The 11,336-nt window shown below is 68.4% G+C and carries 11 protein-coding genes and 1 pseudogene; 7 read left to right on the top strand and 5 right to left on the bottom strand.

The window, feature by feature from the left end:
• Positions 1-67: 67 nt before the first annotated feature.
• The 4 genes and pseudogenes from ACWGDX_RS17595 to ACWGDX_RS17610 form a co-directional block, all read right to left on the bottom strand.
• Positions 68-1,099: an ImmA/IrrE family metallo-endopeptidase gene (locus ACWGDX_RS17595; RefSeq protein WP_453626483.1), complete on the bottom strand. Its 1,032-nt coding sequence runs from the start codon at positions 1,097-1,099 to the stop codon at positions 68-70.
• A complete protein-coding gene (locus ACWGDX_RS17600; RefSeq protein WP_453626485.1) occupies positions 1,099-2,058 on the bottom strand; it encodes a hypothetical protein in 960 nt (319 codons plus the stop codon). Before ACWGDX_RS17600 ends, ACWGDX_RS17595 begins: the two co-directional genes overlap by 1 nt.
• An 84-nt stretch (positions 2,059-2,142) precedes the next feature.
• Positions 2,143-3,039, bottom strand: coding sequence for a hypothetical protein (locus tag ACWGDX_RS17605; RefSeq protein ID WP_453626486.1), 897 nt, complete (start codon positions 3,037-3,039; stop codon positions 2,143-2,145).
• Positions 3,040-3,295: 256 nt separating this feature from the next.
• Positions 3,296-4,030: pseudogene (locus ACWGDX_RS17610) on the bottom strand (aminotransferase class I/II-fold pyridoxal phosphate-dependent enzyme); the annotation flags it as partial.
• A 257-nt stretch (positions 4,031-4,287) separates the two neighbouring features.
• On the opposite strand from ACWGDX_RS17610, the gene ACWGDX_RS17615 reads away from it, so the two are divergent.
• The 6 genes from ACWGDX_RS17615 to ACWGDX_RS17640 all read left to right on the top strand — a co-directional run bounded on the left by ACWGDX_RS17615 (position 4,288) and on the right by ACWGDX_RS17640 (position 9,576).
• Positions 4,288-4,614 carry a hypothetical protein gene (locus ACWGDX_RS17615; RefSeq protein ID WP_453626488.1) on the top strand — a complete coding sequence of 109 codons (327 nt, stop codon included), beginning with the start codon at positions 4,288-4,290 and terminating at the stop codon, positions 4,612-4,614.
• Positions 4,615-4,946: 332 nt separating this feature from the next.
• Entirely contained in the window at positions 4,947-5,465 is a 519-nt protein-coding gene (locus tag ACWGDX_RS17620) for a DUF2617 family protein (RefSeq protein ID WP_363084586.1), read from the top strand.
• Positions 5,466-5,519: 54 nt separating this feature from the next.
• The gene (locus ACWGDX_RS17625) at positions 5,520-7,118 is read left to right on the top strand and encodes a polyamine aminopropyltransferase (protein ID WP_453626490.1); all 1,599 of its coding nucleotides are present in this window, start codon (positions 5,520-5,522) and stop codon (positions 7,116-7,118) included.
• A gap of 210 nt (positions 7,119-7,328) precedes the next feature.
• Positions 7,329-8,306, top strand: a complete 978-nt coding sequence (locus ACWGDX_RS17630; protein WP_453626492.1) for an SRPBCC domain-containing protein — start codon at positions 7,329-7,331, stop codon at positions 8,304-8,306.
• 9 nt (positions 8,307-8,315) lie between these two features.
• Positions 8,316-9,110: an aldose epimerase family protein gene (locus tag ACWGDX_RS17635; RefSeq protein ID WP_453626494.1), complete on the top strand. Its 795-nt coding sequence runs from the start codon at positions 8,316-8,318 to the stop codon at positions 9,108-9,110.
• A gap of 163 nt (positions 9,111-9,273) precedes the next feature.
• Positions 9,274-9,576 carry a hypothetical protein gene (locus tag ACWGDX_RS17640; protein WP_453626496.1) on the top strand — a complete coding sequence of 101 codons (303 nt, stop codon included), beginning with the start codon at positions 9,274-9,276 and terminating at the stop codon, positions 9,574-9,576.
• 14 nt (positions 9,577-9,590) lie between these two features.
• On the opposite strand, the gene ACWGDX_RS17645 is transcribed toward ACWGDX_RS17640, so the two are convergent.
• Positions 9,591-10,471, bottom strand: a protein-coding gene (locus ACWGDX_RS17645; RefSeq protein ID WP_453626498.1) for an IS5 family transposase whose coding sequence is annotated in 2 segments (ribosomal slippage) — positions 9,591-10,111 and positions 10,111-10,471 — 882 coding nt in all. Because the reading frame shifts where the segments join, the coding sequence is not laid out codon by codon here.
• Between the two features lie 173 nt (positions 10,472-10,644).
• Between ACWGDX_RS17645 and pyrE the strand changes: the two genes are divergently transcribed.
• A complete protein-coding gene (gene pyrE / locus ACWGDX_RS17650; protein ID WP_365903412.1) occupies positions 10,645-11,184 on the top strand; it encodes an orotate phosphoribosyltransferase in 540 nt (179 codons plus the stop codon).
• The last annotated feature ends 152 nt before the right edge of the window (positions 11,185-11,336 follow it).

Consider the following 11,336-nt stretch of genomic DNA (forward strand, 5'->3'; position numbering starts at 1 on the left):
ACCAGTACCTGACGTCACACCGCTGAGATCGTCCGGCCGTGGGTTTACCGGTCTGCCGGGAAGGTACTCAGCTGCAGTCGCGGCATGTGCGATTGGCGCCGTCAAACCGGCTGGGGGCCAGCACCAGGAAGCAATGGTTGCAGGTCCGGTCCCTACTCATGCGAGCGCTCTCGCAGGCGCAGTGCCCGTCAGGGCACATAGCCTCACCGCACTGTTCACACGGTGAGGTATTGGCCTCAAATGCCTCACCGCATGTCTCGCACACCCACGATCTGCCGTACCAGGAGCCATCGGTGTCTGGCCGTGAGGTCGAGTACCTGAGCCAGGGAGCGTTGTCTGGTACGAGGACGGCGACAATGTATTCCTCGTCGCACCATGCGGCCTGCCCGTAAAGGATTTCTCCTGCCCTGCCGGAGCGGTACTCCACGTATGTCTTGTCATGTTGGGCCGTGACTCCGGTTCGCAGTGCCCTCTCGATCAGGGGAGTGCCGGACTGGTTGGAACCGCGCGCCGGTGGGATCAGGCTCCGGGAAGAGCTAAAGAGCGTGGTGCCGGCGCGATCGAGCAGGACGACCGCGCCTCCCGCAAGGTATTCCGCGGCCCGGACGCAGCAGGCCTCCCGCGATGCCTCGGAGCGATGGAATAGCTCGGTCACGTCCGTAGCGGACGGCCCCCGTAGACGGACGCTTTCGGGAATCTCATCATCTGGAAGTAGCACCCGGGCAGCGAACGCGTCACATGCCGCGTCTTCGAATACTTCCGAGTTCTGCCAGGAAAAGAGTGCCTGGCCCAGCCGGGGGTCCGTTTGTTGCAGGTGATGCCCCAGCTCATGCAGGGCAGTAAATCCGCGGCGTCGGTACGACCGGGAGTTGCCGACCACAAGCATTGGCGGATCTGTGTCATCTCTGTAGCTTCCGGCGACAGAGCACCGGCCTTCCCCGATCTCCGGGTTCATCACTACCTGGACATCCGGCCAGCGGCTCAGCTCACCCAGTGGGTCATCGCGCAGCGCTGCAAGGGAAGCCGGGTGAATCTGTTCGACGACGTCGAGCATGGCCTGGGCTTGCCGTGGCGCTTCTTCCACGAATCGGCGCCGCATCACCTCTCCGATCCGGAGGGGCCCTCACCATGCAGGAACTGCTGGAGTCGCCCCTCCCAGTCCGGTTCCTCGCCGCCGGTCTGGCGTGCAGCAAGGGCGAACGCTCCGTAACCGCCGAAAAGGCGTGCATCCCCTTCACTGATTCCCGACCGCTGTGCCCTGCGAATCCACGTTTCCCGCCAGCGTGGATGCTCGACCGCTGCCACCAAGGCTGCCGGGAGGGGGCGCACAGTTTTAGCGACTGCATCAACAGAAAGTCCTGTCACTCCTGCAACCGCCTCCACCTGTTCCGGCTTCAGGGGAACCAAGCCCCGCAAGATCCTCATCACCTCTGGTTGAGGAATTCCCAGTGCTGTGCCCAATGCTGGTAGATCGGGCGGACCGCTCAACAGTGCTGCCAGCGCGGCGACCTTTTCAGTTCCCGTCGCTGCTGGAAGACCGGGGGCTGAACGCAGTGCTTCGAGGTCGTCTTCGAGCTCAGCTCGTACCTCTTCGGAAACGTCAAATGCGGACATAGGGATCGCGCCTTGTCGAGCTCCCGGTGGTACTGGCGAGGGTTCGCCGACTGCCGTCTCGGCAGCCCAGGTGACGAGGTCGGACTCCCACGCGTCCACCACGCGGTCGAGGACGCGCAAGGGGACCGGACCAGCCAGTCCTGCCCATACCGTCGACTCCACGCCGAACGCTGTCCGGGCGCCGTCTACCACCAGACTGGCTGCATCTTCCCCTGGAGGGTCGATCGTCACAGGGACGGCATGCACTTCGCGGGCCGCGATTGCCAGGACTAGTACGAGGAGGCTTGTCTCCTCCCATCGAGCACGCCATACCTGGCCAACCGAGACCTGCATCTCTGTCGGGTCACCGAACCTTGTCCGCAAGCTTCCAATCGACAACGCCTTCGGAGCCCGGGCCGCAGCGGCCAGATCAAGGAAACGCTGTGGCACGTCTGGTTCACTCATGGAGTCCTCCCGGGAGACATGACTGAACAGTCCATTCATGTCTGACGTCACAACCGCAGTGGTGTCCGACCGTCCGCGTGCGCGTTACTCCTCCTGCTGAGCTTCGCTGCATAGTCTGATCACCTCCAGCCCCACACGGTGAACGTCGTGATCTCCGATCAACTGGCTCAGTCGCTCCCGGAGGCGCTTTACCTTCAAAGAGGCTTGACTTCGGCCGCACCTCAACAGCTCCCGGACCTTGAGCTGCTGGTCCGCAATGGGCACGAGGCGGCGCTCTTCTGGAGAGAGCATCCCCACGATCTCCGCAGCGGTCACAGCTGCCTCGAGGTCCTCCTCCGCGGCTACCATCGCCTCCTCGGGTGTCAAAGCTACGTCTCTGTAAGCACCCTCGGAACCCTCCTCGGTGCTCACGATCACCGGGTCCAACACGATTGGGAACCGCACGGTGAAGACCTTGACCAGCTGCGCCGTCTCAAGCGAGCCGCCAGCTGCGCTAAGGACGGCGCTGGCAACGGCCACGATCGACGCTCGATCGGCAATCGGCGCCCGACGCGTGGTGCTGGACCACTTCGGGATCCGCACAGCCGAGACGGCCTGAGCGGCCTCCACCAGCTTGCCACTGTCACCGGACCACGGAGCCCAGCCGCTGCCCTGCAGCCTCCATCGCTTGGCTCCGGGCTGCCCTTCGGGGACCTGCTCGAACTCTGGCTCGGCGGAGAGCACCTCCTCCAAGCGCCGGCGTAACGCGCCCGGACCCGTTTCGCGTGCTCTGTCAATCAACCAGTTTCGAATCGATCGGCGTAGGAGTCGGCCGATGGACGCGTCGTCGGTCGCAAGGCTCAGCAGATTGGCGGTGACTGCCTTGGCTCGTTCTTCGAGGAAGTCGCCGAACAAATCTTCCCAGTCGGCCGGCTGCCATCCCGTTCCATGCGTGAGCGCGGGAAACCGACGCGTCTCCTCTTTGAGCAGCTTGTGGACCAAGCACAGTCCTTCACGACCAAGGTAGCCAAGGTCATGAAGCTGTTCGAACTCGGAGATAGCTGGCCTCCCTCCACGGTTGACGGAAACCGTACGCTCGAAATCGGTTCCCTGTCCCGCTATTTGGCGATCTAAACGGGAACGCCCATGCTCGGGGAGCACGCCGAGCGACTGGCGGCCGACGAGGCTAAGTGACCTTCGCAGGAAACAGCTCGTTCGACCTCAGCTCAGCGACAAATAGGTAGGTGAAAAAAGGCTTGACCCAGCCGACCTTCCAGCCGGTGAACGAGAACGTCTTGCCGGCGGAGCTGATCGTCAGGGTGCGCTCGCGCATGCCGGGGAAGGTCGCGATCGGTACGTGCTCGCCCTCGAAGACGAGATGTTCGTAGACCTCGTCGGTGACGACGAGCAGGTCCCGTTCGACGGCGAGTTCCGCGACGGCCGCCAGTTCCTCGCGGCCGAGGACCGTGCCGGTCGGGTTGTGCGGGGTGTTGAGCAGGATCAGCCGGGTGCGGTCGGTGACGGCGGCGCGCAGTTCGTCGAGATCCAGGTGGTACGCGCCGTCGCGGGGGCGCAGGGTGACCGGGACGCGGGTGCCGCCCGCCATGCCGATACAGGCCGCGTACGAGTCGTAGTACGGCTCCAGGGCGATCACCTCGTCGCCCGGCTCCACCAGCGCGAGCAGCGCGGCGGCGATCGCCTCGGTGGCGCCCGCCGTGACGAGGACCTCGGTGTCCGGGTCGTACGTCAGACCGTGGAAGCGCCGCTGGTGCGCGGCGACGGCGATACGCAGCTCGGGTACGCCGGGGCCCGGCGGGTACTGATTGCCGCGCCCGTCGCGCAGCGCCCGGACCGCGGCCTCCCTGATCTCCTCGGGGCCGTCGGTGTCGGGGAAACCCTGGCCGAGGTTGATCGCTCCGGTCCGTACCGCCAGCGCCGACATCTCCGCGAAGATCGTCGTGCCGCCGAGCCATTCTTTGGTCATGACGGCCATCCTGTGCCGAACCTCTGGAGTTGCTCAAGTCAGCTTTGGGCCCCGGACGCCGAGGGGACACCCCAGTCACGCACCGAGTTCACGGGCGAAGCGGCGAAGCGGCGAAGCGGCGAAGCGACGACGTAACGACGTGACGAAGCGGCGACGTGACGGGGTGCGGGCACGAAGGCACGGAAGAAAGCCGGTCACAGCGGAGCCGGCCGCGCGACGGGGCGCGGGGGGCTCCGCCACGGGGGAACAGAAGGACGGTGGGATCGATGACTGGTCTGGGGATTTTGGTCGTCGCGGTCATGGGGACGATCGCGTTCGTCGGGCTCGTGGCGAGCGTGGGCAACCGGGACACGCCGCGCAGGCGGCGCCGTCGCGCGGCGCGTGCCACGACCAGGAGCCGCGCCACGGCCGGCGTCTCGACGAAGAAGCGCGCCAAGCGCCGCTCCACCGGCAGTTGGTGGGCCGAGGGCGGCGGGGCGGGCGGCTCCGTAGGGGGCGGCAGCGGATCCGCTTCGTGCGGCGGCGGCGGTTCCTCCTGCGGAGGGGGTTCGTCGTGCGGTGGTGGCGGGGGGTGCGGCGGCGGAGGCGGCTGACACGGGGCAGCCGGTCCGCGGTGCCGACGATGCCCGGCGGGGAACGAACTCCCGCCGGGCATCTCCCTGTTGACCGTTCCGGGGCCCTTCCCCACCGGTCTTCGTCGCTTTTGTTGAACAGTTGAACTGTAGAGCCCCCGAGCGGATGGAAAACCCCGCCAAGTTGGGTAAAAGCCCTGTGAGCGCCGCGTACTTCGTGATTCCCTCGCTGTTGAGAGCTTCCAGCCCTCGGACCTCACGCGGAGCCGAGCCGGCGATCTCCCCCCACAAGTTCCCGCTCATCGTCCGGGTCGTCCCGGTCCACCCGTCAAGCGTGTTAGCGGAGCCTGCCCATGCTCACCAATCTCAATACGGCCTACACCGACTCCCGTGCCGCCGATCTGGCCTGGGCGTTGGGCCGGGACCCACTCCCCGCCCTGGCCGTCCTCGACCTCGAACTCGACGGCGCCGGACTACAGCTCCGCCTGCTCGGCGCCTCCCACCAGGTCTTACTGGAGGAGGAGCGAGGCATCTGCTCCGAGACCGTGGCCTGTATCCCGGGCAGCAGCACACCCCTGCCGCTCGGTGTCTCCAAACGGCTCGGGGACTGGGAGTACGAATTCGCGGCGCGCGTCGAGACGCTCTCGCGCGGCTCGTTCGCGGGGCGCGCGCAGGAGCTGCTCGCGCTGGTCGCCGACCACCCGAACGGGCTGGCGGGCATCTTCCCCGGCGCTCCGTACGCCTTCACCGCGATGCTGGCGCAGCGCGACGAGGGCCAGGTGCACTGGCGTACCTGGCACGCGTACCCCCAGGAGGGACAGCTCGTCGTGACGCGCACACGAGTTGGCGTCCGTATGCCTGCGGTGCTGTAGTTACACCCGTGTGGGTGACAAACCGCAATGAATTCGTGACGTAGCGTTACGGACATGATCGAGCAAGCCGCGTCCTCGCCGTCCCAGGGTGAGAAACGGCTGCCCGTACGCGCGGATGCCGGGCGTTTCCTGATCCTCGCGGTGGTCTTCATCTGTGCCGCGTGCGGACTGGTGTACGAGCTGGAGCTGGTCGCGCTCGCCTCGTATCTGATCGGGGACTCCGTCACCCAGGCGTCCGTCGTCCTGTCGGTGATGGTCTTCGCGATGGGCGTCGGCTCGCTGCTCGCCAAGCGGCTGCGCTGCCGGGCGGCGGTCGGCTTCGGGCTGCTGGAGGCGGCGCTCGCGCTGCTGGGCGGCTGCTCGGCGCTGGTGCTGTACGGGAGTTTCATATGGATGGGCGAGTCCCGCTACGCCCTGGTCGGCTTCTCGCTGGCCATCGGCATCCTCATCGGCGCCGAGATCCCGCTGCTGATGACGCTGATACAGCGGTTCTCCCGGCAGAGCGCGGAGGGGACGGTCGCCGATCTGTTCGCCGCCGACTATGTGGGCGCGCTGGTCGGCGGGCTCGCCTTCCCGTTTCTGCTGCTGCCCTGGCTCGGCCAGCTCACGGGCGCGCTGCTGACGGGCGCGGTCAACGCGGTGGCGGGCGGCGCCCTGGTCCTGTGGCTCTTCCGGCGGGATCTGACACCGCGTTCGCGCTGGCTGCTGGTGGCCGTCAATGTCCTGGTCCTGTCCGTGCTGGCCACCGCGGCCGTGCTGGTCGACGACTTCGAGCGGGCGGCGCGGCGCGCGGTGTACGGCGACCAGGTGCGGGTCGCCGTCCATACGGACGTGCAGGAGGTCGTGCTCACCGGCGGCCGGTACGGACCGCTGGATCTCTATCTGGACGGGCGGCCGCGGGTCAGCGGGCGTGACGAGTTCCGCTATCACGAGGCCCTGGTGCACCCCGCGATGCGCGGGCCGCACACGCGCGTGCTGATCCTGGGCGGGGGCGACGGACTGGCCGCGCGCGAGGTCCTGCGGTACGGGGACGTGCGCGCGGTCACCGTGGTCGAGCTGGACCCCGGGGTCGTCCGGCTGGCCCGTACGGATCCGGCGCTGGCCGCGCTGAACGGCCACGCGTACGACGATCCACGGCTGCGGGCCGTCTACGCGGACGCGTTCACCTGGCTGCGGGAGGCCCCGCGGCGGACGTATGACGTGGTGATCTCGGATCTGCCGAACCCGGGCATCACGGCCAGCACGAAGCTGTACTCGGAGGAGTTCTATGGTCTGGCCACCCAGGTGCTCACGGGCCGCGGCCGGCTGGCGGTGCACGCGGGGTCGCCCACGTCCCAGCCGCGTACGTACTGGACGGTCGACGCGACACTGCGCGCGGCCGGTTTCGGCACCACTCCCTACAGCGCGACGGGCTCGCCCTCCGGTTTCACCGCGGGACCCGACCGGGTGAAGGACGGCACGCCCGCCCTGTCCGACTGGGGGTTCGAGCTGGCCGAGCTGGGAAGCCGTCCGCCGCTGGGCCTCGCGGTGGACGCGCCCCGGCTGCGGTCCCTGGGAATACCGCTGCTGGCGGCCGGCGCACGGGGGGTCGAGCGCACACGGATACCGGATCTGCCGCCGTCGACGCTGGTGCATCCGAGGTACACGGAGTGAGAGGGACACGGACTGAGAGGGACACGGACTGAGAGGGACACGGAGTGAAAGCGGGTGGTGAGGTGTGCGACGGGGCGGGTGGAGCGGTGCGCGGTGCGGTGTGGCGCGCTGTGGTGAGGCATGTGGCGGGGCGGTGAATCCGCCTCGGACGGGGTCTGGGTCTGTCCGGTGGGCAGCTTCCGGCGCCCGGTCTGAGTAGGCTCGGTTTCCATGGAGCATGAGGTGTTCGTTCCGGTGGTGGCAGAGGCTCTCCGGCAGACGCTGAGGGACCCCTCGCGGGTGGCCCGCTGTGTCCCGGGGCTCCAACAGGACGCGGATGAGTCGGCGGGGCCGCTCTCCGGTCGTCTCAAGGTCCGGATCGGCGGCCATACGATCACCTATCGGGGCACGCTGACGCTCGCCGAACGGGACGGCGTCTTCACCGCCGAGGGTGAGGGCGCGGAGGCCCGTGGCACGGGCTCCGCCAAGCTGACGCTCGCGCTCCGGCTCGCGGAGGCACCGGGCGGTACGACGCTCACCTTCACGGGTGGATCACGGGTGGAAGGCCGGCTGGCGGAACTGCCCGGAGAGACCGTGACGGCGGCGGCGCACCGGCTGCTGGATCGCTTCGCGGCGCGGCTGGGCGAGGTGTCGGTCCCACCGGAGGCGTCTGAGGCACCGGTCCCACCGGAGGCACCGGTCCCACCGGAGACAGGGGACACCTCCGGGGTGGACACCTCCGGGGTCGTGAAGGCCGCCGACGCCGACCGGGAGCCGGGCGGAGTCGATGGACCGGACGCCGCCGGACCGGACGATGCCGAACAGGACGATGTCATCGACCAGAAGGACAGTGCCGCCGAGGAACTCGAAGACGACCTGGACGACGACGAGCTGGATGATGACGAACTGGAAGCCTCCTCCTTCGAGGTGGACGTACCGCCGTCGTCCCTCGACGGGGAGACCATCTCCGGTGAAGGGGACTTCCTCGTTCCCGACGAGCCGCCCGCCGAGGCCGCGCACGCCCGGCGCACCATGATCGGCCGCAGCGCCGAGGAGGTCGACCACGCGCCGCCGCGCGGACGGTACGCGCCCGTGCCCGCCCCCGACTCCGGCAGCGCGGGGGCCACGCTCCGGTGGGTCGCGCCGGCCGCCGCACTCGCGCTCGCCTCCGCCGTGGTGGTCGGGCGCGCACTGCGCCGCCGCAAGTAGTGTCGGGGTGTGAGTAGCAGCGAAGAGAGCATCCGACTGGCGGCGGGCGACGCCGAGTTGACCATCACTCCGGAGAACGGCTGCCGGATCAGCAGTCTGCGGATCGGCGGGACGGAACTGCTGCGCCAGGGCGCGCGGTACGGCTGCTTCCCGATGGTGCCGTGGTGCGGGCGGATCGAGAACGGGCAGTTCCGCAACGGCGGCGTGGTCCATCAGATGCCCCTCAACTCCCCGCCCCACGCCATCCACGGCACCGGCCGGAACACGGCCTGGCGCACGGCCCGGGTCGGCGGGAGTGAGGCGGCGTTCACCTATGACCTCGTCGACCCCTGGCCGTACAGCGGCCGGGTCACCCAGACCTTCGAGCTGACCGAGGACGGGCTGTCGCTCGCGCTGGGGGTGGAGACGTACGACACGTCCTTCCCGGCGCAGGCCGGCTGGCACCCCTGGTTCCTGCGCAATCTGGGCGGGAGCGACGCGCGTATCGACTTCGCCCCCGCCTGGCAGGAGGAGCGCGGCAGCGACCATCTGCCCACCGGCCGCCGGGTGACACCGCGCCCCGGCCCCTGGGACGACTGCTTCGGCATGCCCGACGGTGTGGACGTCACGCTCACCTGGCCGGACGAGCTGGAGCTGAAGGTCACGAACCGGGCGGAGTGGGTCGTGGTCTACGACGAGCAGGCCGAGGCGGTCTGTGTGGAGCCGCAGTCGGGCCCGCCGAACGGGCTCAACACCCTGCCCCGGCTGGTCACCCCCGTCGAGCCGCTGGAGATCACGGCGAACTGGAACTGGCGGCGGCTGTGACGGCCCGGCCGAGCGGAGTCGAGCGCGGAGTCGAGCGCGGAATCGAGGGGAGCCCAGGGGAGGCCTAGGTCCTGTCCGGCGGATCATGGCGCCAAGAGTTGCTAGTTCGGCCACGATGGTGTGGACAGCGCATGATGCCTCACCCATCGAGAGGACCTGTGCGGTGCCAATCAGCGTGAGACTCGAACGGCGGATCCGGTGCGACTTCCCCGAATCCGGCTCTGCGGTGGAGATCATGCGGATGCTTGATGAGCTCCCGAGCAGGGCGGGCTATGACGCGGAGCACTTCGCAAGTGAGCGCCTGCAAGCTGCGATCGTGCTGCTTGCCGAGGGGAGCATCCGTCGGTTTCATGAGGGCATCCGACGTGCCTTGACGGACTGGCGCGATTTCCTGGTCGCAGCCGAGTTGGCTCATGAAAGCTGGCCCGATCGCTTGCAGGCCGAACTGGGCACTGAGACGCCTTGACCCGGTTGCGCGGATCACGGTCGGAGCCATAAGCGGATCGCTGCGGTGGTGACGGTGCCGTGGAAGACGTAGGCCCTCTTGTCGTAGCGGGTGGCGACGGCCCGGGAGTTCTTGAGCCGGTTGATGGTTCGCTCGACTTCGTTGCGGCGTTTGTAGATCTCGCGGTCGAAGCCGGTGGGCCGGCCGCCCTTGCTGCCGCGGCGTGCGCGGTTGGCCCGCTGGTCCTTCGGTTCGGCGATGGTGTGCTTGATCTGGCGTCTTCGCAGATAACGGCGGTTGCGGCGTGAGCTGTATGCCTTGTCGCCGCCGAGGTGGTCCGGCCGGGTGCGCGGCCGTCCGCCCTGCGGGCGGGGAACGCGGACGCGTTCGAGGACCTCGATCATCTGCGGTGCGTCGCCCCACTGGCCAGGGGTGACCACGAAGGCCATAGGCCGGCATCCGCCCTCGCCGGCGAGGTGGATTTTGCAGGTCAGGCCGCCCCGGGACCGTCCGAGTCCTTCGTCGGGGCGGTGGTGCCGGGGCGTTGTCCTTTTTTCGGGACACGGGGCTTCTTCTTGCGTGCCCCGGCCGCGTGCTGATGGGCACGGCAGGACGTCGAGTCGACGCTGACCATGCTCCAGTCGATCCGGCCCGCCAGGTCCGCGTCCGCCTGGACGGCACACAGGATCCGTTCCCACGTGCCGTCCGCCGACCAGCGCCGGTGCCGCTCATAGACGGTCTTCCATCTGCCGAAACGCTCGGGAAGGTCCCGCCACGGTATGCCCGTTCGGACCCGGAACAAGATGCCGTTGATCACTCTGCGGTGATCGTTCCACCGTCCGCCGCGCTGTCCCGACACCGGCAAGTGCGGCTCCAGCCGACCCCACTCGGCATTCGTCAGATCGCCCCGCCCCATGCCGACAACAACGAGCCAGCAATCCGACAGTCACATGATCCGCCGGACAGGACCTAGGGCGCTGAGTGACGCTGAAGGGCGCTGAAGGGCGAGGATGGACGGCCGGGGGTGCGGCGGAGGGACGCCGGGGTACGGCTCGGGGCGGGCGCCGGTGACCGCATAAGCTCAGAGCCATGACTGACGCACGGGCTGAGCTGCTGCAACTGATCAAGGACAAGGCCGTGGTCCACGGCAAGGTCATCCTCTCCTCGGGCCGTGAGGCCGACTGGTACATCGACCTTCGCCGGATCACCCTGGACGGTCATGCCGCGCCACTGGTCGGTCAGGTCATGCTCGACACCACCGCCGAGCTGGACTTCGACTGTGTGGGCGGGCTGACGCTGGGCGCCGACCCGGTGGCGACGGCGATGCTGCATGCTTCGGCCGCGCGCGGTGAGCGGCTGGACGCGTTTGTCGTCCGTAAGGCGCAGAAGGCGCACGGTCTTCAGCGCCGGATCGAGGGCACGGAGGTGAAGGGCCGCCGCTGTCTGGTGGTCGAGGACACCTCGACCACCGGCGGTTCCCCGCTGACGGCTGTCGAGGCGGTACGTGAGGCCGGCGGCGAGGTCGTCGCGGTCGCGGTCATCGTGGAGCGGGGCGCGGCTCCTGTGATCGCCGAGGCGGGGCTTCCGTATATCCGTGTCTATGGGCTGGATGAGCTGGGTCTGGCCTGAGGGACTTTGGGCCGGGTCCCGTCTGAGGGCCTATGGGCCGGGTCCGGTCTGAGGCCGGGGTCCCTGTGCCATTGAGGTCCTGACGGCGGACAAGCGGCTCTGAGCTGGGCATTCCACGCGGCCCTGGCTGTTTCACGTGAAACAGCCAGGGC

The sequence above is a fragment of the Streptomyces sp. NPDC055025 genome (assembly GCF_053608565.1).

Coding starts and splice junctions, on each gene's coding strand:
- ACWGDX_RS17595 (WP_453626483.1), bottom strand. CDS start 1,099: ATGCGGCGCCGATTCGTGGAAGAAGCGCCACGGCAAGCCCAGGCCATG.
- ACWGDX_RS17600 (WP_453626485.1), bottom strand. CDS start 2,058: ATGAGTGAACCAGACGTGCCACAGCGTTTCCTTGATCTGGCCGCTGCG.
- ACWGDX_RS17615 (WP_453626488.1), top strand. CDS start 4,288: ATGACTGGTCTGGGGATTTTGGTCGTCGCGGTCATGGGGACGATCGCG.
- ACWGDX_RS17620 (WP_363084586.1), top strand. CDS start 4,947: ATGCTCACCAATCTCAATACGGCCTACACCGACTCCCGTGCCGCCGAT.
- ACWGDX_RS17625 (WP_453626490.1), top strand. CDS start 5,520: ATGATCGAGCAAGCCGCGTCCTCGCCGTCCCAGGGTGAGAAACGGCTG.
- ACWGDX_RS17630 (WP_453626492.1), top strand. CDS start 7,329: ATGGAGCATGAGGTGTTCGTTCCGGTGGTGGCAGAGGCTCTCCGGCAG.
- pyrE (WP_365903412.1), top strand. CDS start 10,645: ATGACTGACGCACGGGCTGAGCTGCTGCAACTGATCAAGGACAAGGCC.